Here is a 21,339-nt window from a genome sequence, read left to right on the forward strand (position 1 = left end):
TGACTTTGCGGTAGTTACCCACAAATTACACTGGATATGTGGATAACTATAGTCACACCTTGACAAATGCATTCTCCTGCTACTCAATGCACCTCCATAATAAGACAAAAGCAGACCTTTGTTGTTCAAGGCCTGCCCGTCATTTATTTACTATATGCCATGCATATTTACATCGAATTGCAATTGCTACTATTGTCGCTGTAGATGCGATCTGGCAAAGATGTTTTACGCATGTGCTTCTTGTTCATGATGTTCGGAAGATTCCGCCTTCAGCCCAGCAGCATTACAAGCCGCTACATAAGCAAGACCGGCAGCCATGACGATATCATTATGTGTTGCCGTCCCCCGGAACTCACGCCCTGCACGCTCCACGGTAACTACAGCTTCTGCACTTGCACCTTCTCCCCCACTCAATGCATGCATCTCCATATCAACAAATGCAATATCATCGGAAATGCTCTGACCAATCGCACGAATGGTCGCATCCACGGGTCCACCGCCAACAGCGGAGTAAGATTGTTCTCCAGCGCTTGTGCGAATACGTACAGCGGCCATTCGATCCGTCATGCTGCCCGCCGTCACCTGCAATTCAACCAGTTCATAGTCCTGTGCAGGAATATTCATGGTCTGGCTAACCATCTGTAATAACTGGTCGTCACTGACCACTTTTTGCTGGTCTGCGGTTTCTTTGAACACCTCATACAATTGCTCCATCTGTTGCTCATCCGGCTCAAAACCATATTTGCGAACCCGATCCTTCAGGGCGTGACGACCGGAGTGTTTGCCCAAAATAATCATGCTGCGCGGAATACCCAGCGCTTCCGGGTCCATAATCTCATAGGTGTTCCGATTCTTCAGCAGACCATCCTGATGGATGCCAGATTCATGCTGGAACGCATTACGTCCCACCACTGGTTTGTTGTACGCAATCGGGAAGTGCATCGCCCGGCTAATCTGACGTGAAGTCTCATACAGCTGATTCAGCTTAATGTTCGTCGTTGCACCAATTGCGTCTCCCCGAGTCTCCAGCGCCATAATCAGCTCTTCCAGTGCACAGTTCCCCGTCCGTTCTCCGATACCATTGATGGTCACTTCAATCTGGGTAGCTCCATTGGCAATCGCAGCCAAGCTATTGGCTACGGCCAGGCCCAGATCATTGTGACAGTGGGCACTATAGCGAACCTGATCGCCACCTCTTGCACCCTCACGTACCCGGCGGAACATCTCGCCATACTCATGTGGCAGAGCATAACCAACGGTATCCGGCAGATTGATAATGGTGGCCCCTGCTTCAATGGCGACTTCAACCATTTCAATCAGATCATCCATCTTGGTGCGAGCAGCGTCCATGGCTGTGAACTCTACGATGTCCGTGAACTGTCGTGCATAAGACACCATCTCACGGGCCGTAGCCACTACTTCACTACGTGGACGACGCAGCTGATGCTCAATATGAATATCCGAAGAAGAGATAAACAGGTGAATTCGGCGCCGTGCTGCATCCGCTGTTGCTTGAACTGCAGCATCGATATCCCCTTTGACCGCCCGCGCGAATCCACAGATCTCCACGTTCTGCAACTGTCTCGAAATCGCCTGAACCGCCGCGAACTCACCTGGACTGGAGATCGGGAATCCAGGCTCAATGACGTCGATACCCAGAGAAGCCAGTTGGTGTGCCAGTTCAATCTTTTGCTCGGGTTGCAGACTTGCTCCTGGTGCCTGTTCTCCATCGCGCAGCGTTGTATCAAAAATCTCAATCATGCGTTTGTTATTAGTTGTTGTCATGTCCATCAACCTCCATCAAATTTTTATAAATATTTTCGTTACGATCCATGAGCCACAGAACACCCGCTAATCGCCGTCACTGTTGTTATATATTTTGTTTGTAAACGCGTATGTCGTTTGTAGCTTAGTCCTTGGTGATCACTAATGCCTGTTGAATATTTAGTGTCTATACTTGATGTTACATGTTCATTGCTCGTTCGATGCATATCCTGCTTACCCTCATGACAGGGTGTACGTCGACTTACACCCTGACCTTCTGACTTTTCAATCTCCATATGGTTCATTCCCATGCCCACCCTGCTGCCGGCAGCAAACACAAATAACCCGCCATCTCATATAAGAGACGGCGGGTTATTATCCCCTCCGCGGTACCACTCTTGCTTGATGGGCCAGGCTTGCGCCAGACTCCATCCACCTCGTTGTCTCCGAGATCCGCTGGATGTGTGTGTACGCACGACACCACTGGAATTCGGAGAAACACCCTATAACGGGGGTTAACCGTTGCTGTGTAACACATGTCGTTGTCCATCAGGACAACTGGGCGATTGATATCGTTCCCACGCTTCCACAGCTCCGTTCCCGGGCGAGATTCGAATGATTTTAGCCACTGCGTCGCACCACCCCGCAGTTCTCTGAGCGCCTTATCATTTTACTGCTCCCGTTCATCACATTTATAATATGACCTAACTTCATTCATCCTTATTTTGAAAATCAAAAAAAGCCTGCCACCTCATGCAATAATGCAAGAGACGACAGGCTGTTCACCTTCGCGGTACCACTCTTGTTGACTTCCTTCCTGTTCATTCAAGACAACCCCTGAATGCTTTCGCATATCCGGATCACTTGAAGCAGCCTAAAAGCCCCCTCAGTTATCGTCAGTTGATCCTTATAATAACGGTCCTACCGACAACGGCCCATTCACGGAGGCAACCCGTAACCATGTACTTTGGGCCATGATCGGCCTTCGGATTCTCCCGGGGAGTCACCGTGTTCCATCGTTCCGCTTCCAGGTGAGTTTCAGGTTTCCTTCGACTGCGTTGCACCATACCGCAGCTCTCTAAGACCGGGAATGACCTTACTATTCCTGTTCATCGCGTTTATCAGTTCAGGAATCTGAATTCCTGTTTAAATTTGTAACTAAATATACATTCTTTACATCCCAGCTGTCAACTCTTAATCTCAAACTGCCTGACTATACAGATTGAACGGACCATTCCTCCAGAGAAAGTCCCGGATCAGCTTTGGCATCAAATTCAGCAATTTCTCCCCGCTGCCATTTCAGATACGCAGCCGCTCCAATCATGGCCGCATTATCTGTACAATATTCCATTGGCGGGATTAACAGTTCAAGCCCTTCCTTCGTACATCGCTCCTGTAATGCCGAGCGTAACCCCCGGTTAGCTGCAACACCACCGCATAATAACAGTTGACGTGAACCATATTCACGAACTGCTCTAACGGCTTTCTCCACCAGTACCTCAACAACAGCTTCCTGGAAACCACGTGCAACCGCTGAAGGCTCCAAGGTTTCTCCGCGCATTTTGGCTTGGTTGAGCGCATTCAGTACAGCAGACTTCAGACCACTGAGACTGAAATCGTACGAACCTGCTTCCAGCCATACCCGTGGTAATGGCACTACATTCTCCGCTTCAGACGCCATCCGGTCCACATGCGGGCCTCCCGGATAAGGACAACCCAGTGCACGTGCTACTTTGTCATACGCTTCGCCTACAGCATCATCACGTGTACGACCAATCAGTTTGAACTTACCCTCGGATTCCATATGCACGAGTTCTGTATGTCCACCAGATACGACCAGTGCCATCGCTGGATATTGCAGTTCATGAGTAAGTCGGTTGGCATAGATATGCCCGGCAATATGATGTGTACCAATAAGCGGTTTGCCCAGTGCCATCGCCAGCGTTTTGGCCGCAACGATGCCTACCAGCAATGCCCCAACCAGTCCCGGGCCTTGCGTCACAGCAATCGCACTCAGATCACGCGGACGAATGCCGGACTGCTCGATCGCCTGTTCCAGCATCAACGTAATGACTTCAACGTGTTTGCGTGAAGCCACTTCAGGTACAACGCCGCCGAATGCCTTGTGCGTCTCGATCTGACTTGAGATCAGATTGGACAGCACTTCCCGTCCGTCCTTAACTACAGCTACCGATGTCTCATCACAGCTTGTCTCCACCGCCAAAATGTATGATGGTGCAGAATTTATTTTTTCATTGAGTTCGTTCATGAATCCAGTACGCTTCCTTCCTCTTCGCCGCTCCGGCCTGCAGACGGCAAGTTCGCCCACATAATCATCGCATCTTCCCCATTATCGGAGTAATACCCTTTACGAAGACCTGCCGATTCAAACCCTTTTTTCTGATATAAACGCTGAGCTATGCTGTTCGAAACTCTGACCTCCAGCGTCATTCGTTCCATCCCGAGATAAGCCGCTGTACTCATTAATTCATCCAGTAACTTTTCACCAAGCTTGCGTCCACGATACGCGCCTCTGACTGCAATATTGGTAATATGGGCTTCATCCATAATCGTCCACATCCCGGCATAACCAATGGCTTTGCCTTCCAATTCCATCACCATATATTTAGCAAAATGATTGTGTGTCAATTCATTTTGAAATGCTTCTTCCGTCCAGGGCAGGGTAAAGGCCTCATGTTCAATCTCCATCACATCGGGAATATCCGCGAGTGTCATGAACCTGAACTGAAGCGTTGCTTCCTGCTTATTATTCGCCACGTTGTCCATCTGCTTTCCCCTCCCCCTTCAGCTTTTGCGCAGAAGATTGGCTTCCGCTTCAGAGAGCTGAGTGTAGTTCGGCACCAGCGCATGCACGTCATCACGCTGACCTGCAAGCAGCGCGGCGGCGCCAAGGCGCCCAACCCAGCGGCCTTCCAGCTCATAAGGTACGAGCTGGAGCGCCGTTCCTGCGGGGCAGCGAAGCTCCGCCGCTGCCGCAGCATGAGGGCCCGTCTCGCCGACGATCCAGACGGCTGCGGGCCGCTCTTCCGGCGCCGCCTCCGCCATGCGGGCGGCGAGGGCTTCCAGCCATCCGTCCATCTTGCGGATGGCATCAGGCGCCAGACGCCGGGGCGCATCGCTCCCGGCGGAGGCAAACAGCGCGGTGCACGCTTGACCGCGCCGTGCATCCACAAGCGGAACGATCCAGTGGACAGGGGCAGCACTTGTGCTGCCCTGGTCCGCGGATAGCGTTCCGCCAGCCCCTGCTGCGGCATCCTCTGCCGCAGCTTCCGCCTTGGCGGCGAGGCCGCTGTGCCAGCCGCCCCAGGCGATGGCCTGAAGGCTGGACACCCCGGCTACGGGGATGTCCCATGCCCAGGCAAGTGTCTTCGCCGCGGTCACCGCAATGCGGATGCCCGTGTACGAGCCTGGGCCAACGCCAACGGCAATGCCGTCCAGTTGGCCAGGCTGTGTGTTGCTGGCGGCCAGCAGCTGCTCCATCACCGGTACAACGTGTACCGAATGGTTGCGCTCAGCCCGTTCATTGCGTTCTTCCAGAAGCGCATGATCTTCCATCATCGCAGCTGCCATCACTGCAGTGGATGTATCCAACGCCAAAAACCGCTGACGCGGCTCTTTTTGTAAATCTTCCATCATCATTTGACCCCATTCTGTCTGAACTGTCGGCACATGGCTGCATAAGTCTCGCCGTACCCATCCAGTGTAATCGTTCGATCCTCCAGGCCCGTTGTTTCAATCTGCACATGCAAATGCTCTTGCGGCAGCAATTCGGGAATGATACTCGACCACTCCACCAGACTGACTCCGGCTCCATAGAAATATTCATCAAGTCCAAGCTCATCCGCTTCTTCCAGCGAAATGCGATATACATCCATGTGATACAAAGGCAAACGCCCTTCGTACTCCTTGATTAACGTGAATGTGGGACTGCTTACCACATCACGCACACCCAAATGCCAGGCAAATTTCTGTGAAAATGCCGTTTTTCCCGCGCCCAAATCACCATCCAAAGCAATCACCATACCTTCGTTTGCCTGTCTGGCGAGTGCGGAAGCAAGTGCTTCTGTATCTGCAATGCCATGGGATTGATACACCCACTGCTCGTGCGTCTGATTCAATATTCGCCCCACCTTTGGCGGTCCAGCCGCCTGAGTTCACTTTGAACCTTATTATATCGGTCCCTTTCTTCCCCCGCAACATCCAAGGAGGCAAGCCGAAATATAAACATGCATGATTAGACGTGTCTCAAAACTCCCTTCCTTCGAAGTTTTCAGACACCCACCAGGAAAAAACAAAAACCGGCACCTTTCGGTACCGGCCATGCAAGGCATATATTTCAGCTTTTATTCATTCTCCAAATCCTCAATCATGTTACCTCTATCTACTCCTCCAAACGATCCACACGTACCGTCTGGGTATTTCCCGGTCTGCTGCCAACCTGAACGGTCGCCATACCGTTGGCTTCATCCACGTTCTCGATCCAGACCGGATCTCCCTCCAGCGTAACGGCAATGGTATCCTTGGAATCATATATCGCTTTGGCGCGGTTTGCATCCATCATCTTATTCATACTCCCCTTCCGGATCATCATGTGATTCTCGAACCATGCTATCTGTTGTACTTTCACCAATATATCCGTTATCTTCCGTAACCTGTCCCCCGCCTAACCCTTCATTCACCATCCGGTCAATGTCGAGCATGAACGACTCCCGATCAAGGGGCAATTCTTCAGAAGTGACCGCTTCCCAATTCACATCTGTTGCTGGTGTATAAAATTCTTCAGCGCTTTCGGCTTCCCCAAGAGGATACGGAGAAAATGCATGCTTGTGTGCTTCTTCCTCATCACGTCTGTTCTTCAATATTGCACCTCCCGGCATATGCCCTGCGAGAATAACTACCTATCCCATGCCCATCTTCCCGTAGGAATTCAAGCATGTTTCTGTTATCATCCCCGAGTCTCGCCGAACCATACGAATTCGTTCGTCCATTAGACGATTATCCCTTGCGCCAGATGCCCATACTATTAAATATAAATCCGTGTTCAAAAAGTCCGTTTTCAGTACCGAGAAGATGGAATTTTTGAACAACCTCTAAAAGGTACCTCAATGAAAGGAGCCGATCTATGCATACCGTCTGGAAAGGTGCAATCAGTTTTGGCCTTGTGCATTTCCCTGTCAAAATGTTCTCGGCTACCGAAGACAAAGACATCTCCATGCGATACATCCATAAAGTCTGCGGCAGCCCGCTCGCTTATGTTCGTCAATGTCCATCCTGTGAAGTGGACGTCAAGTGGGAAGAGATTACCAAAGGCTATGAATATGAAAAAGGAAAGTTTGTACTCTTCGAGAAAGATGAATTGGAAGCGTTAAATGATTCCACCAGCAAAACCATTACCATACTGGATTTTGTCGACTTGACTGAGATTGACCCGATCTATTTTCAGAAAACATATTACCTATCGCCCGATCAGGCTGGGGGAAATGCCTACCAGCTGTTGATGAACGCGATGCGGGATACCGGCAAAATTGGCATCGCCAAAATCTCCATCCGCTCGAAGAGCAGTCTGGCTGCCATACGCGTGCTGGAAGATTGCCTCTCCATGGAGACAATTTTCTATCCGGACGAGATTCGTCCTGTCTCCCAGGTGCCCAACTTGCCGGAAGTGCAGAACGTGAATGAAAAGGAACTTACGATGGCAAAGTTGCTGATTGATCAATTGTCCACGCCTTTTGAACCCGGTAAATACACCGATGACTATCGCAGCAAACTACTGGATCTTATCCAGCACAAAGTGGCAGGCGAAGAAATTAAGATTGCTCCAGCCAAACCTGAAGCGAATGTGATGGATTTGATGGCTGCCTTGCAGGCAAGTATCGAGGCCGTGAAGCCTATTCCGGCTGACCCTGGAACAACAACGGCCAAGCCTAAGAAACGTGCACCGCGAAAAACGCCCGCTCAAGCGGTTGCCGGAGGAGAATCCGATACACCTGCTGCACCAGCCAAAAGAAAAAAGGCCACACCCAAACCAAAAGTTTGACTGTCGCCCAGGCAAGACCGATTCCGTTATATAACTCATGTAATGATGTTTACTCCGATCCGGCTTCACAGTCGGATTTTTTTGTTTTACAGAACTATCGAAGCAGTTCTTGTCAATACAACTACAGCTATAATTGCAAAATACGATTGACGAAAGCTGATTTATATTTTATATTAACTTATGAAAAGTAACTTATTTATGAATATACAGTCACCCTGTAATTCTGCTTCAACAGTATGCAATTAAATAATCCGTTTTCAACGCATATACACAATCAAACGAGAACCCATATTATCTATTCTCAGGAGGAAACAATCATGAATACAACGTATCAAATCCCTGCGACAACCCATCTGGGTGAAGTGAGTCTGCGAATTATGAACCTAGAGCGTTCAATTAAGTTCTATACCGATGTCGTTGGATTGAAATTACTGGACCGTAGTGGCAAAGTGGCCACGTTGACAGCCGACGGAAAACAGTCCCTGCTGCGATTGGAAGAGCTCACCGATGGAATTACCCTGCCGGAACGCTCACACGCTGGCTTGTATCATTTCGCCATCCTGCTGCCTGACCGCAAGTCCCTGGGTCTTGCTCTTCGTAATCTGGCTGCATCCGGTATCGATATCGGCCAAGGCGATCACTTGGTCAGCGAAGCCTTCTATATCTCCGATCCCGATCAGAACGGGATTGAGATCTACGCTGACCGTGCACGTGATACGTGGAAACGGGATAGCGACAATAACTACGTGATGGCAAGTGATCCTGTTGATGTGGAAAGCTTGTTTGCCATATCGGAGAATGAACCTTGGCAGGGTCTGCCTGCTGGCACCGTTATTGGTCACGTACATTTCCACGTCCGCAGCCTGGAAGAAGCCCGCAACTATTACACCGGCATACTCGGTTTTGATATCGTGGGTAACTTCGCGAACATGTCAGCACTATTTGTATCCGCAGGCGGTTATCATCATCATCTGGGACTTAATATCTGGGCAGGAGTGAATGCACCTGTTAATCCAGATAACGCTACAGGAATTGACTACTTCACCATTGTGTACGCCACAAACGAACAATTGGATCAGGCACTTGAACAATTGCGCCAATCCGGTGCAGTCGTTACACAAGTGGGGGGTAAATGGTTTACGGTAGACCCACAAAATATTCGTATCCGTCTGACAACTGCGAACTGATTTTGTTTAGGCGTTACCATATGTTTGCTTAACCTCATTTTATTAAGCCCGGGTAACTGATTTCTCTACATCACAGAGAGATCGGTAGCACGGGCTTTTTGAGTTGGCTTTTATAAAACTGGCACAATTGGTGCATTCTAACCAATACATAGACAAGATATGTTAAGGAGATACCTCATGATCGAAAAGGGACGTTTGACTGTTAGACAGCTCGCTTCACTCATGTTCCTGTGCACAATTGGGGAGCAGATTCTGGTCTTCCCTTCCATGATCACATCCTACGCTCATCAGGATGCCTGGTTATCAGCCTTGTTGGGAGTCGCAGGGGGCCTTGGCATACTCTTCATTATGCTTGTTGCCTACAAACTGCATCCCCGGTTGAATCTGATTCAAAATGCCCTTCGAACACTGGGACCCTGGATCGGAACCTTGTTTGGCTCTTTTTATCTCTTTTATTTCCTGCTTAGTACCTCAACGTTCATTAGGGAGATTGGCGATTTTATGTCTACCCAGATCTTGCCGGAATCTCCATTACTGATTCTGCATTTGGTTTTTATGTGTGCGCTTGTCTGGGGGCTTCTATCGGGTCTGGAGAGCATTGGTAAAACTGCTGAGGTCTTTCTTCCTCTGATCGTGTTGTTTCTGCTTATTCTGACGGTATGTCTAATCCCCCATGTACATTTGGCCAACATCCAACCTGTGCTTGCACAAGGATTTCTTGATCCATTCAAAGGTTTTGTTGCTGTACTCACATATCCCTACTGTGAACTATGCATCTTCATGATGCTTTTTCCCTACACAAAAAAAGAGCCCCATCTGGAGAAGGACATCCTGTTAGCAGGGATGATTGGCGGATTGTTACTCACACTGACGCTCAGTATGTGTCTGCTCGTTATGGGACCATGGATGACCCAGCATCACTGGTTCGCTTCATTCATCCTTTCACAGAAAATCAATATCGGAAACTTTATGCAACGCATCGAAGCCTTCATAGCATCGGTCTGGATTATCGCTGTTTTCTTCAAAGCCGCTCTGTTCTTCTATGGTTTTGTCCTGGGCGTCGCTCACCTGTTTCGCTTGTCCAGTCACCGTTCTCTGATCCTGCCGGGTGCCATGCTTATTCTCGCCATGTCTATTCTAATCTCTCCGAACGAGAACTTTTATCTCAAGGTCGTTATTCCCTATTGGATTGATTGGGATCTGACCTGTGGCATAGCACTTCCGTTACTTCTAATTCTGGTGCAACATATGAAGTCCCGCTTCAAAAAATATAGTAAAATTCCGAATTAACCTGCGCTAATTGGTGTACGAGAGAGGAGTTCCCCATGTTCAAACCGTTGATTCCGTTCGAACCTATCTCCAGAGATACTTTGCCCACAGGTCCGCAATGGATTGCCCAGGTTAAGTGGGATGGAGTCCGCATGCTTGCCTATGAGGACGGGCATGAGCTGCGCCTGGTGAATCGAAGATTACATGATCGAACCGCACAGTATCCCGAGCTGGTAACACCACGCAATTTATGTTCAGGCTCCTCTTACATCTTGGATGGAGAAGTTATTGCGCTGGACCCGGACACCGGAAAACCTTCGTTTTATCACGTTCTGCGGCGGGATCGGATGAGCAGACCCGAAGGCATCGCCCAAGCCATACATCAGATTCCAGTCACATATATGGTATTTGATATCCTGCTCTATGAGGGAAAATGGGTGACGGATCAGCCTTTGGCAGATCGACAGCGCCTGTTGCACGAGGTTCTTAACACCGCTCCCCATGTTCAGGAGGTCACCAATACGCTTGATGCTGCTTCCCTGCTTACGGTCATGAGACAACATCAGATGGAAGGCATTGTCTGCAAGGATCTCACCAGCAGTTATGGCATACAGGGCAAGGACCAGCGCTGGCAGAAGGTCAAAATTATGCATGATGTATATGCCATGATCGGGGGAGTCACGTACCGGAGCGGTATTGTAAATGCCGTCGCGGTTGGTGTATATGATGGGCCTGATTTTGTCTATATTGGTCATGTTGGGACTGGCAAACTGAACTCCAATACGTGGCGGGAACTCACACATCAAGTCGAGCCTCTGATCAGGCAGGACAGGCCGTTCCATAATGTACCCGAGCGCAGTGCAGAGACCACCTGGGTCGAACCGCGAATAGGAGTCAAAGTGCAATATATGGAGCTAACTCATCATAATACTCTACGCCATCCCAGTATTCAGACCTTCGCGGATGTAACCCGTGAGGATTGTCTGGCGAACCAGCTTCTTCAATGAGTCAGTCCAAGATTGATTACACGTATAGGAGGTATTCCATATGGCCCCCAAGATCCAGGGAACCATCATAATAGAAGGCATAGAACTGACGGTCACGAACCCAGACAAGCTGTTATGGCCGGATGCAGGTGTCACCAAAGCCATCTATCTGCAAAAGCTGGCCGCTCTGGCTCCTTATCTGCTCACGTATACGAGCAATCGACTTCTCACCACAATAAGGTATCCTCACGGTGCTGGAGGGACATTTTTCTATCAAAAGAATGCCCCTGAGCCTGTACCAGATTATGTGCGGACTGAAGTTCACGACGGCATCCGCTATGTAGTCATGAATGGACTTCCCGAATTGTTATGGCTTGGCAATTTGGCCGCACTTGAATTTCATCCTTCTCTGCATGCTGTGGGGAGCCATCTTCCCAGTGAATGGATGATTGATCTGGACCCCTCTCAGGAACATGAACCCCGGATCATGCAAGCTGCACTCATCGTTGGCGAAACCCTGACTTCCCTTGGTCTGAGGTCGATTCCCAAAACTTCGGGCGCAACAGGCGTTCAGATCATCGTTCCGATTATTCAAGGTGTAACCTTTGATGAATTACGAGATATCGGTTATTTTGTGGGCAAATATGTCACTCAAAAGCACCCGGATCTGTTCACACTGGAACGACTTAAAAAGGACCGTGGAGACCGCATTTATTTTGACTACCTCCAGCATTACGGTGGCAAGACCCTTGCCGCTCCCTATACACCACGTGCCAAATCCGGCGCCACTGTCTCTACACCTCTTACCTGGGAAGAGGTTGGAAGTAACGTCTCCATCCAGGATTACCATCTGATGAACATTATTGAACGTTTGAACAAAACCGGTGATTTAATCGCAGCTGTTGAACCCCAACCGGTAGAGCTCATTCTCAAACATTTGAAGAAAAAATAGCCGACTCCCTCATCACAAGGGTGTCGGCTATTATCATTCATGCGTATATAATTCGCTAATGGATACCTTTTTTCTTGAAACGTCCGCCCTTCACGTCATGAATGTTACCGATAGCCACAAAGGCTTGCGGGTCCCAATCTTCAACGATGGTCTTCAGCTTCGCTTCTTCCAAACGAGTGATCACGACAAAAATGATCTTTTTCTCGTCCCCGCTGAATCCGCCCTCTCCATCCAGGAAAGTTACACCACGACCAAGACGGTCTGTCAAGGCTGAACCGATATCACGATATTTCTCACTAATGATCCATACCGATTTGGACTGGTCAAGTCCTTCATTCACAATATCAATCATCTTCATCGCAATATAATATGCAATCATGGAATACAGGGCATTCGGCCAGCCGAATACAAATCCTGCACCTGCGAAAATAAACACGTTAATGAACAATACGATCTGTCCTACAGACAAAGGTGACTTCTCACTAAGCAAGATGGCCACAATCTCCGTACCATCCAGTGAACCGCCAGACCGAATGACAAGTCCAACACCCACACCCAGGATCAATCCGCCAAATACAGCTCCGAGCAAAGGCTCCCCTGGTGTTAATGCAGGAACATGGTGCAATAATGATGTCCCGATGGACATGACCACAATCCCCAGCAGCGTGGATAACGCAAATGTTTTACCAATCTGCTTGTAACCCAGAATCAGGAAAGGCAAGTTGAGCAAGGTCAGGAATACTCCGAGTGGCAAATTTGTAAGTTCTGACACCATAATTGAAATCCCCGTAATCCCACCATCAATAACACCATTCGGTACGAGAAACACTTCAAGCGATACAGCCATTAGTGCAGCACCGATCAGAATCATCACAATACGTTGCAGCAGCTTTAATGTAAACACCGAGCTTTTGACCCCGCGGTCAGCTTGCTTGGCTGTTAGTTCTTTCACTGTTACATTGGACATGGTATCCCCCCCGTTAAATCAGTGTGTGAATCCATTTTATAAATCATTTAAATACTCAGGGTGAATCTACATATGGAGAACAGCAAACTGCGTTCTATATGTACCCTGGCTATACAGCGCAAGCATCTAAAGGCGATATAAAATGGATTCAAAATGTTATTCATCCCGGTTTGCACTTTCAAAAGAGAGCAAAAGGGAGCCTGTTTTCCCGCAGACTCCCCTCCTTCGCCAAGACATGATTTATATATCTATTATATCATAAAAGATCAAATTTGCGCAAAATACTTAGCAAAAAGAAGATAAATTCACAAAAAGTGAACTTATCTTCAGAAATCTGCCCTAAATCGGCTAAAGAAGCGGTGAAAGCATCCGAGAAAGCATTTCTGCACCTTTTTGCCGTCGTGAACGCTTCTGAAATACCTCCCCATCGATCTGACTGCACTCCCCGAGATCACGTTCAAAGTCAGTAATCAAACGACGAATCGGAGAGGACTCGAACAGGACAGCCGTCAACTCAAAATTGCAAAAAAAACTGCGCATATCCATATTGGCCGTGCCTACCGTTGCAAGCAACTCATCCACAATCATCACTTTGGCATGTACAAAACCTTTGCGATATTGGAAAAACTCAACACCTGCTCGCAGTAACTCCTCTACGTATGAAAGGGACGCCAAATGAACAAGCTTTGAATCGGATTGATACGGAATGATAATTTTCACATCAACGCCACTGACAGCAGCTGTTTTGAGTGCCTCATACAGGGCAGGATCAGGAATAAAATAAGGGGTGGTAATGTAAATCCGGTCACAGGCTACCGAAATGGCCCCAAAACACATTTCCTGAATCGCATCCCAGTCCTGATCCGGCCCACTGGCCAGAATCTGAATTCGTTCTTCCCCGCTACAGATATGAGGTGGAAACAATTCCGCAAGCTGGGGTTCGGTAATTCGCTCACCGGAAGCCAATTTCCAGTCGTTCAGGAACGTACTTTGCAGGAAGTACACGGCATCTCCCTCGATCTGCACATGTGTATCCCGCCAGAAACCCACCTCCGGATATTGTCCAAGGTAATCATCGCCTACATTAATGCCACCCACGAAGCCAACCTGTCCATCCACAACGACTATTTTACGGTGATTCCGGTAGTTGACTCTTCGGTCAATCGTGGCAATCAGTGGCGGTAGAAAATAATGAAACTCCACACCTGCATCTTGCAGTTTGCGGATAAAACTCCAGCTCATCTTGTGACTGCCGAGACCGTCACAAATAAACCGAACCTTCACGCCCTCCTGTGCCTTGCGAATCATGACATCCTGAAACTTGGTGCTGATGACATCATCACGGAAAATGTAAAATTCCACATGCAGATGGTGCTTTGCTTTTTCCATTTCCCTCAGCATTGCCGCAAACGCCTCTTCACCATTTGTGAGCACCGTACTGTGGTTACAACCTGTAATCGGGCTCTCCGACAGATGGGATAACAGGTTAAACAATCGAAGCTGGTGACTGAAACGATCGCCCGGCATCTGTTTGACATCTCCAATGATGTGGGCTTGTTCCCAGATCGTTTCCTTCATTTCACGGAAGATGCGCGATCCACCCTTGCGGAGCTTTTTTCGTTTGTTATAATCCTGCGCCACAAAATAGTACACTACAAAACCGATCAAAGGCACGCAGAACAAAATAAACAGCCAAGCCACAGCTTTAGCCGGATTACGAAATTCCAGCAAAAGAATTGTGGCTGCCTGGAAAATAAATACGAGTAATATAATGACCAGCCAGAACATTCGGCTTCCTCCTCAAGTGGCAAGCTTCATGACCTTGCCTTTCTCTCACCTACACATCTTTGACGATTATGTATACAGCTAATCATAGATACCCAATGTACCCCCTATTCGTAACGTTTGCTTAGATAAAACTTTACATAAGCAGACGGAATACTTCATTCTGGAAATTCAAATTTCTACTTTGTTCATTGTATATTCTGACTGTGTTACCTTCTACATATCAGTTTAATGAATGAGCAGATTCGCATTGTGACGCCAATCTGCTCATTCCACCTTCCAGACTCTTCCTCATTTCTTTGTCTGGAGGTGGTCTTCTTACGTAAAATTAGATATAATAATCGTTAAAAACTTATTACTTAAAGGAGAACAGTAGTGAATGGACAGTGAGAGGTATGCGTTAAATTTAGTATTGGTTGCGATTTTGATAGGACTTTCGGCGTTTTTTGTCGCAGTGGAATTCGCTCTGGTACGGGTTAGACCGAGCCGGATCGACCAAATGATTGCAGAAGGAAACAAGCGTGCGCTGGCTGTTAAACAAGCCGTTGCCAATCTGGACGGATATTTGTCTGCCTGCCAGCTTGGAATCACGATCACATCTCTGGGACTGGGCTGGCTGGGAGAACCAACGGTAGAGAAGATTCTCCACCCTGTGTTCGAAAGCATGCAAATTCCTGAGGCGGTTTCTTCATTCTTATCGTTTGTTATTGCGTTTGCTTCCATCACGTATCTGCATGTTGTGGTTGGTGAACTCGCTCCAAAAACGATTGCAATCCGGAAAGCCGAGACTGTTGCACTGCTGACGTCTACACCTATCATCTGGTTTAACCGAATTATGTATCCTTTTATCTGGCTGTTAAACGGCTCAGCGAACCAACTGGTAAAACTGTTCGGAATCAAACCTGCTTCTGAACATGAAGATGCACACTCCGAAGAAGAGTTGCAGATCATCATTAATGAAAGCTTTGAAAGTGGTAAAATCAACCAAGCCGAGTTCGGTTATGTAAGCCGGATCTTTGCTTTTGATGAGATGTTAGCCAAAGAAATTATGGTACCCCGGACCGATATGGTCTGCCTTTATGTGAATAGAACAAACGAGGAAAACCTGGAGATCATTCGTGAAGAACAATATACACGTTTTCCAGTTGTGAATGAGAGTAAAGACGATATCATCGGTATCATTAATACGAAACAATTCTTCCTGGAACTATACGGAAACGATGAACCTGTTGATCTATCCTCACTGATTCAGCCTGTATCGGCTGTTCACGAAACAACTCCTGTGAAGGACTTGCTCAAGAAAATGCAGAAGGATGGGGTACATATCGCCGTACTTGTCGACGAATATGGAGGAACTTCCGGAATTGTAACCATCGAGGATGTACTTGAGCAAATTGTTGGTGAGATTCGCGACGAGTTCGACGCAGACGAAGTGGAAGATATTCAAGTCATCAATGAGAACTATGTCATTATGGATGGCAAGGTTTCCTTATCAAAGGTGAACGACATGTTTATGGCCAGCCTGGATGCAGATGAGTGGGACACCATTGGTGGATGGCTCTACAGCCATCGTCCCGAGATGAACGAACAGGAAGAATATGAGTTCGAGAATCTAATCTTTGTTTTGCTGGAAAAAGACAAGAATCGGTTCTACAAAGTGGCCGTTGTTCCCAAGGAACCACTGACCATGTCTGATTATACCGATGAAGACGAGAAAGAGTCCAATTGGTCTAAATAAAGCAAATTTATAAATAAGAAGAGGAGCACTTGCCTATAATGGTAAGTGCTCCTTTTCTTATATCTCGCCCCATGTGTCACTTCCCCATGTTATCACTCGACCAAAGAATGGAACTCCCGTTTTAGTTTGATTTTAATACCCACTTCGCAATATCATCGATAATGGCTTTGGAGACATTAGATGGCTCAGCGTACTCTTGACCGATTGAAAGTCCATCATAGCTGGATAACAGATGATTTACCTTTGGATAGCTATTGTACGTTACATTGGAATGACCTTGAAGAGACGATTTCCAGGTTTGGAATTGATTCATAGACACTTGCACATCGTTTTCGCCTTGTATAACAAGCATAGGTGTATTTTGTGTTTTAGCCAGTTCCGCAGGTACATAATCTCTCTGCTCAAACCACCAATAAGCAGGTTGAAGTGGAAACGCCTCAGGAAGATGATCTACAGAATATTTTGGATCTTTAACCATCGCAGCCACATTTTTATAAAAATCAGCTTGCCCTTGAATGACATCCGTGTCTAAACCAAGCTGCTTCATCCGCTCTACCAATTCGTCCTGCTGCTCGGTAAGCACATCCGCAAAGCTACTACTTGGTGCAGCAAGCAGAATACTTCCTGCAATATCATGTTGTTTATCCTCAGCAATAATTAACGGCATTGCAAACCCGCCTTGACTATGTCCAGCTACAAAAATCGCTGTAGAATCAATATGTGCATTCTTTTTAAGCAATTCCACTGCATCGTTTACCTGATCTACGCTCTCTTGTTTTAATGTGAATTTAGGCTGTGAAGCCACCTTATAGGTATGCTCATACGTGACCTTATCGTATCTTAATACAGCAACTCCTTGTGAAGCCAAACCTACCGCAAGATCGCGAAACGGCTTTGCTCCACCAATGGCAGCATCTTGATTGCTAGGCCCGGATCCGTGTACCAGAATGACAACCGGGAAAGGTCCCTCTCCCTTGGGCAAAGTTAATGTCCCTGGCAAAGCTAAATCACCCTGACCAACCGTAATGTCTTGTTCTGTATAGGCAGATGGGTCGTCGTAGCTTGGTTTTTGATACACATCTGGCGTAGCGGCGGCAATATGCAAATCATCCACAAGTCCGTTATGATTCATTCTGACCGTAATATTTATACGAGTTAGCTCTGTTTTGAACGTATAGGTGACATTGCGATGCACTGTGTTATTTTCTACGTGTTTAGCTATGGCTTCACTTGTAATTTTGCCATTTTGTCCTTCTAAAGCTCCCCACAGCTGACTCAACAACGTGGGTGACAACACGCCACTCACAGAGGTATGAACATACTTGGCAGCCTCCTTGCCATCGCCCTCACTAATAAGGGAAATGAATATATCCTCAGGTTCTGCCTTCAGCGTCTCGGAAAGAAATGTCCCATCCATATAGGTAACTCCTTTCGTTAACTGAACAGGATTGTCTAAGGATATGGCTTGCCCATTCACCATCGCCTGTTTCTCTCCTACCTTAACTACAATCGTAAGCTCACTTTTTCGTATTGTGATTTCTCCTGTCTTTTGTTGCCAAGATACCTCTGCCCCATTCTTTTCTGCAATCTCACGAATAGGAACAAGATTTCCACTACCAGCGGATTTTTCAGCAGCTTCTGAGATGGATGTTACCGGAAGGATGAGACCTACGAAAGTAAGAGAAAGTAATAGCTTTTTCCAATTGTTCATTGTAATAACTCCTCCTAATAATTAATTTCATCTATTATATGCATAGAATTATGAGCCTTTATTGGCTCAGAACTATACTTATAACAACAATAGCAATGATGAATAACAGCAGGACCCAAGATAGTGGACGAGCGAAGTTAATCGTCCAGCCTATTCCATAACGCTTTTCTATGGTTAAAGAAGGATCATTGGCATTGAAGTAAATAAACCCAAGCTTCCAATAATCGTCGTCATTCACAGGCTGTTCTTTGGATCGTTCGCGATCTTCCTGATGATTCCGAATTTTCCCACCGCCTTGTCTGCCTGTGAGAGACAGCCATACAACACCTAACACGATCACCACAGGAGTGATGAAGCTAATGGCTGTTAACAAGACCAGATTAGGGACGAACATATTGATCTGAATGAAGGCAAATAAAATGGTAAGAAGTAAGCCTGTTACAAGCGTAAACAGGGACCATTTACGGCGGAATTGAATATTTTCAGCAGCAAATTGGCCCGGATTAGACGTAGTAAGCTGTTGTTTGCTTGATTTAATACTCCAGTTAACCAACATCATAAGTGCAATGATTCCTAGCTGTACAAGATTAATAGCCAGTACCGAGAGATAGGTTTTAGGCACACTGGAAGTGACATGGCCCTGAAGATCATATTTTATTGGAATGACGTTAGGGAGTGCCTTATAATTCAGGATCGAAATGATCGCAACGGCTGCAATAATAGCAATGTGAATGAGAAACCAATAGTTGGAATAGGTGAGTTTATTTTGGCGGAAGGTGGTATCGATTTTAACTCTTTGAGGTGCTTCTACAGTTGTAAGTGATCCTTTTATCTTTTTCATCTTGAAATGAAATAATATCTGTAGTGCTGCCCAGTACAGAATAAATATCATTGTGCTAACACCGGTAATTATTGCGGTAGAATCTTCATTAGCAGATCGGAGAAAATACAGACAGACAAGTATAATCATCCCGTTTCCGATCAGACTTACTGTAGCAAATGTACTCCTTAGCTTACGTAAGATGGGTGTGTAGTAATTATATTGACTTACCGTAACCCCAAAGCTAATGGTTTCCCTTGTCACATATGGTGCAAAGGATAGAAGTAAGGCTAATGGAGCAAAGATTAAAATGATAGGTAATATACTAAATAGTTGCATACATAACACACTCCCTTGATTCGTTATTCTCTGTTGTGACCCATCTTCACATCATCATACATTTGGTCTAACACCGCAGATAGTTCCTCTTTGGTCATTCCGCGACAGATCGCTTCGGCAATAATCGGTCTTAATTCGCTTTGCTGCTTTTTCAAAAAATCATCCGTTAAACCAGGCATTCCATCAGGGTTCACTACAACTCCCTTTTGTCTATGAACCAGGATGTATCCATCTTGCTTGAGTAATGTATAAGCCTTGTTGACGGTGTGAAGGTTAACACCGATATCTGCGGCCAAATTCCGAACTGAAGGTAACGCCTCACCTAGCTGTAACTCACCACTAGCAATGCCTTCAATAATTTGATAAACAAGTTGCGAATAGATAGGAAGTTCGGATTGCATATCCAGTTGAATAATCAAGAGTTCACCTTCTTTTTGTTATCTGTTATATATCAAGTATAACAGATATAACATAAGTGAGCAATATGTATGAGAAAAAAGCCGCATAACAATGGCGAGGGCAAACTTACCTGACCCTTCACCATTGTTATGCGGCTTATCCTGTTGAGCTTATCGATGTGATTCAAGAACAAATATTAGTAGTGGTACATGACAGCGTTGTATTTCAAATTCCATTTAAGTTTCAGTCTTATCTTCGACAATCCGATAATGGATTTTGCGAACTATAATTTTCAGAATCATATATAGGGGAATCACGATGATCATACCCAAGATATTTCCCAAGTCAGCACCCACGAGCAAAAGGATAACGGTAGTCAGTGGATGAATATCGAGCTGTTTGCCATAGACATAAGGTGAGATCAGGTTATCCTGAATTTGCTGTGCGATTACAATGATGACCAGTGACCAGATCGCCATCGAAGGTGATTCGATAAACGCAACAATGACAACCGGAATAGCTGCCAGCAAAGCACCCACATAAGGGATGAAGTTCAGAATAATCGATACAACAGTCAGCAGCAATGCGTAAGGCAAACCTAAAATGAGAAAACCGATGTACATCAGAATCCCCAAGGCTACATTAACAATAACCCGGCCAACAATATAGTTGCTTAGTGCTTCATCGATCTCATGGACGGTTTCTTCCCCATCCTTTCGATAATGCCTTGGCAACAATAAGGTCAGATTCGTTCCAAACTTGCTGCCTTCCTTGAGCATGTAATACAACATGATCGGGAACGTTGCCAGAATAATAACCAGATTGGATACCACGGAGAATAACCCGGAGACATAATTGGTTACTTGAGTGATCCCTTGGCTCAGAACATCGGATAATCGTGAGAATAGATTGGAATCATCAGGCAGGTATCTGGATACAACATTGCTCTTTTCAAGTGCATTCAACTGATCGCTGAGTGAAGTAACCAACGCTGGAGCATTCTCCACGAAATTCATTAATTGTTCACGCAGGGAAGGCCATACAAGCACACTAAAACCTGCAAGTATTAATGCAATTACGACGTAAATAATCAGAACTGATAATGCACGCTTGATCTTATGCCTTTCCATATAATCGACGAGCGGACGCAGCAGATAATAGAAGAAACCGGCAATCAGCAGCGGAATGATGATGATGTGAATCAGTGAGGTCAGGGGGCTGAAAATAAAGTTCACTTTTTCCCCCAGATACACGATGAGCAGCAGCAGAATAATCGCTGTGCATATGCGGTAGAACTTGTTATTTATCAAGAAACGTGATCCCTCCATGCGCTGCTCTGCCAAAGTGACTGCGGCGTTCATATG

19 protein-coding genes and 1 other annotated feature are annotated in these 21,339 nt (G+C 46.7%); of the genes, 6 read left to right on the plus strand and 13 right to left on the minus strand.

From position 1 onward, the window contains the following. Positions 1 to 225: 225 nt before the first annotated feature. The 7 genes from MKX68_RS04375 to MKX68_RS04405 form a co-directional block, all read right to left on the minus strand. The gene (locus MKX68_RS04375; RefSeq protein ID WP_339785643.1) at positions 226 to 1,785 is read right to left on the minus strand and encodes a 2-isopropylmalate synthase; all 1,560 of its coding nucleotides are present in this window, start codon (positions 1,783 to 1,785) and stop codon (positions 226 to 228) included. Between the two features lie 336 nt (positions 1,786 to 2,121). Then, positions 2,122 to 2,460: a binding site (T-box leader), on the minus strand. Between the two features lie 517 nt (positions 2,461 to 2,977). Next, a complete protein-coding gene (gene tsaD / locus MKX68_RS04380) occupies positions 2,978 to 4,033 on the minus strand; it encodes a tRNA (adenosine(37)-N6)-threonylcarbamoyltransferase complex transferase subunit TsaD (RefSeq protein WP_340909418.1) in 1,056 nt (351 codons plus the stop codon). Beyond that, positions 4,030 to 4,551 carry a ribosomal protein S18-alanine N-acetyltransferase gene (gene rimI, locus MKX68_RS04385; RefSeq protein WP_036668955.1) on the minus strand — a complete coding sequence of 174 codons (522 nt, stop codon included), beginning with the start codon at positions 4,549 to 4,551 and terminating at the stop codon, positions 4,030 to 4,032. Before rimI ends, tsaD begins: the two co-directional genes overlap by 4 nt. Before the next feature lie 18 nt (positions 4,552 to 4,569). Beyond that, the gene (gene tsaB / locus MKX68_RS04390) at positions 4,570 to 5,418 is read right to left on the minus strand and encodes a tRNA (adenosine(37)-N6)-threonylcarbamoyltransferase complex dimerization subunit type 1 TsaB (RefSeq protein WP_445671103.1); all 849 of its coding nucleotides are present in this window, start codon (positions 5,416 to 5,418) and stop codon (positions 4,570 to 4,572) included. A 2-nt stretch (positions 5,419 to 5,420) separates the two neighbouring features. Further along, complete coding sequence (tsaE, locus tag MKX68_RS04395) at positions 5,421 to 5,903, minus strand: tRNA (adenosine(37)-N6)-threonylcarbamoyltransferase complex ATPase subunit type 1 TsaE (protein WP_339785645.1); 483 nt, start codon at positions 5,901 to 5,903, stop codon at positions 5,421 to 5,423. Positions 5,904 to 6,166: 263 nt separating this feature from the next. After that, the gene (locus tag MKX68_RS04400) at positions 6,167 to 6,343 is read right to left on the minus strand and encodes an H-type small acid-soluble spore protein (RefSeq protein ID WP_340915280.1); all 177 of its coding nucleotides are present in this window, start codon (positions 6,341 to 6,343) and stop codon (positions 6,167 to 6,169) included. A 4-nt stretch (positions 6,344 to 6,347) separates the two neighbouring features. Then, the gene (locus MKX68_RS04405; protein WP_338592010.1) at positions 6,348 to 6,644 is read right to left on the minus strand and encodes a hypothetical protein; all 297 of its coding nucleotides are present in this window, start codon (positions 6,642 to 6,644) and stop codon (positions 6,348 to 6,350) included. 263 nt (positions 6,645 to 6,907) lie between these two features. Between MKX68_RS04405 and ku the strand changes: the two genes are divergently transcribed. The 5 genes from ku to ligD all read left to right on the plus strand — a co-directional run bounded on the left by ku (position 6,908) and on the right by ligD (position 12,216). Continuing rightward, on the plus strand, positions 6,908 to 7,822 hold the full coding sequence (gene ku / locus MKX68_RS04410; protein WP_340909424.1) for a non-homologous end joining protein Ku: 915 nt from the start codon (positions 6,908 to 6,910) through the stop codon (positions 7,820 to 7,822). A gap of 317 nt (positions 7,823 to 8,139) precedes the next feature. Continuing rightward, positions 8,140 to 9,009, plus strand: a complete 870-nt coding sequence (locus MKX68_RS04415) for a VOC family protein (protein WP_340909426.1) — start codon at positions 8,140 to 8,142, stop codon at positions 9,007 to 9,009. 177 nt (positions 9,010 to 9,186) lie between these two features. Next, a complete protein-coding gene (locus tag MKX68_RS04420) occupies positions 9,187 to 10,299 on the plus strand; it encodes a GerAB/ArcD/ProY family transporter (RefSeq protein ID WP_340909429.1) in 1,113 nt (370 codons plus the stop codon). Between the two features lie 35 nt (positions 10,300 to 10,334). Continuing rightward, positions 10,335 to 11,285 carry an ATP-dependent DNA ligase gene (locus tag MKX68_RS04425; RefSeq protein ID WP_133386730.1) on the plus strand — a complete coding sequence of 317 codons (951 nt, stop codon included), beginning with the start codon at positions 10,335 to 10,337 and terminating at the stop codon, positions 11,283 to 11,285. Between the two features lie 40 nt (positions 11,286 to 11,325). Next, entirely contained in the window at positions 11,326 to 12,216 is an 891-nt protein-coding gene (ligD, locus tag MKX68_RS04430; RefSeq protein WP_340909433.1) for a non-homologous end-joining DNA ligase, read from the plus strand. A 55-nt stretch (positions 12,217 to 12,271) separates the two neighbouring features. Here ligD and MKX68_RS04435 read toward each other — a convergent pair whose 3' ends face one another. Both MKX68_RS04435 and cls read right to left on the minus strand, forming a co-directional pair. Continuing rightward, positions 12,272 to 13,183 (minus strand): YitT family protein, encoded by a 912-nt coding sequence (locus tag MKX68_RS04435; protein WP_036611290.1) that lies wholly within the window; start codon positions 13,181 to 13,183, stop codon positions 12,272 to 12,274. 348 nt (positions 13,184 to 13,531) lie between these two features. After that, on the minus strand, positions 13,532 to 14,971 hold the full coding sequence (gene cls / locus MKX68_RS04440; RefSeq protein WP_340909436.1) for a cardiolipin synthase: 1,440 nt from the start codon (positions 14,969 to 14,971) through the stop codon (positions 13,532 to 13,534). A gap of 376 nt (positions 14,972 to 15,347) precedes the next feature. Here cls and MKX68_RS04445 point away from each other — a divergent pair, with 376 nt between their 5' ends. Next, on the plus strand, positions 15,348 to 16,706 hold the full coding sequence (locus MKX68_RS04445; protein WP_340909438.1) for a hemolysin family protein: 1,359 nt from the start codon (positions 15,348 to 15,350) through the stop codon (positions 16,704 to 16,706). Between the two features lie 121 nt (positions 16,707 to 16,827). Here the strand turns inward: MKX68_RS04445 and MKX68_RS04450 are convergent, their stop codons facing one another. The 4 genes from MKX68_RS04450 to MKX68_RS04465 all read right to left on the minus strand — a co-directional run bounded on the left by MKX68_RS04450 (position 16,828) and on the right by MKX68_RS04465 (position 21,285). After that, on the minus strand, positions 16,828 to 18,417 hold the full coding sequence (locus MKX68_RS04450) for an alpha/beta hydrolase family protein (protein ID WP_340909440.1): 1,590 nt from the start codon (positions 18,415 to 18,417) through the stop codon (positions 16,828 to 16,830). Between the two features lie 58 nt (positions 18,418 to 18,475). Further along, positions 18,476 to 19,258 (minus strand): DUF1648 domain-containing protein, encoded by a 783-nt coding sequence (locus tag MKX68_RS04455; RefSeq protein WP_340909442.1) that lies wholly within the window; start codon positions 19,256 to 19,258, stop codon positions 18,476 to 18,478. 341 nt (positions 19,259 to 19,599) lie between these two features. Beyond that, the gene (locus MKX68_RS04460; protein WP_264931832.1) at positions 19,600 to 19,995 is read right to left on the minus strand and encodes a GntR family transcriptional regulator; all 396 of its coding nucleotides are present in this window, start codon (positions 19,993 to 19,995) and stop codon (positions 19,600 to 19,602) included. Between the two features lie 216 nt (positions 19,996 to 20,211). Continuing rightward, positions 20,212 to 21,285 (minus strand): AI-2E family transporter, encoded by a 1,074-nt coding sequence (locus MKX68_RS04465; RefSeq protein WP_081745953.1) that lies wholly within the window; start codon positions 21,283 to 21,285, stop codon positions 20,212 to 20,214. Positions 21,286 to 21,339 lie beyond the last annotated feature (54 nt).

Origin of the sequence: Paenibacillus sp. FSL M8-0212, assembly GCF_038004645.1 — a bacterium.
Taxonomy (GTDB): domain Bacteria; phylum Bacillota; class Bacilli; order Paenibacillales; family Paenibacillaceae; genus Paenibacillus.

What these genes read in the sequence shown, in the direction of transcription:
- MKX68_RS04420 (WP_340909429.1), top strand. Translation starts at nt 9,187, where the DNA reads ATGATCGAAAAGGGACGTTTGACTGTTAGACAGCTCGCTTCACTCATG.
- ku (WP_340909424.1), top strand. Translation starts at nt 6,908, where the DNA reads ATGCATACCGTCTGGAAAGGTGCAATCAGTTTTGGCCTTGTGCATTTC.
- tsaB (WP_445671103.1), bottom strand. Translation starts at nt 5,418, where the DNA reads ATGGAAGATTTACAAAAAGAGCCGCGTCAGCGGTTTTTGGCGTTGGAT.
- tsaD (WP_340909418.1), bottom strand. Translation starts at nt 4,033, where the DNA reads ATGAACGAACTCAATGAAAAAATAAATTCTGCACCATCATACATTTTG.
- ligD (WP_340909433.1), top strand. Translation starts at nt 11,326, where the DNA reads ATGGCCCCCAAGATCCAGGGAACCATCATAATAGAAGGCATAGAACTG.
- MKX68_RS04455 (WP_340909442.1), bottom strand. Translation starts at nt 19,258, where the DNA reads ATGAAAAAGATAAAAGGATCACTTACAACTGTAGAAGCACCTCAAAGA.
- MKX68_RS04450 (WP_340909440.1), bottom strand. Translation starts at nt 18,417, where the DNA reads ATGAACAATTGGAAAAAGCTATTACTTTCTCTTACTTTCGTAGGTCTC.
- MKX68_RS04445 (WP_340909438.1), top strand. Translation starts at nt 15,348, where the DNA reads ATGGACAGTGAGAGGTATGCGTTAAATTTAGTATTGGTTGCGATTTTG.
- MKX68_RS04375 (WP_339785643.1), bottom strand. Translation starts at nt 1,785, where the DNA reads ATGACAACAACTAATAACAAACGCATGATTGAGATTTTTGATACAACG.
- rimI (WP_036668955.1), bottom strand. Translation starts at nt 4,551, where the DNA reads ATGGACAACGTGGCGAATAATAAGCAGGAAGCAACGCTTCAGTTCAGG.
- MKX68_RS04400 (WP_340915280.1), bottom strand. Translation starts at nt 6,343, where the DNA reads ATGGATGCAAACCGCGCCAAAGCGATATATGATTCCAAGGATACCATT.
- MKX68_RS04435 (WP_036611290.1), bottom strand. Translation starts at nt 13,183, where the DNA reads ATGTCCAATGTAACAGTGAAAGAACTAACAGCCAAGCAAGCTGACCGC.
- MKX68_RS04415 (WP_340909426.1), top strand. Translation starts at nt 8,140, where the DNA reads ATGAATACAACGTATCAAATCCCTGCGACAACCCATCTGGGTGAAGTG.
- MKX68_RS04425 (WP_133386730.1), top strand. Translation starts at nt 10,335, where the DNA reads ATGTTCAAACCGTTGATTCCGTTCGAACCTATCTCCAGAGATACTTTG.
- cls (WP_340909436.1), bottom strand. Translation starts at nt 14,971, where the DNA reads ATGTTCTGGCTGGTCATTATATTACTCGTATTTATTTTCCAGGCAGCC.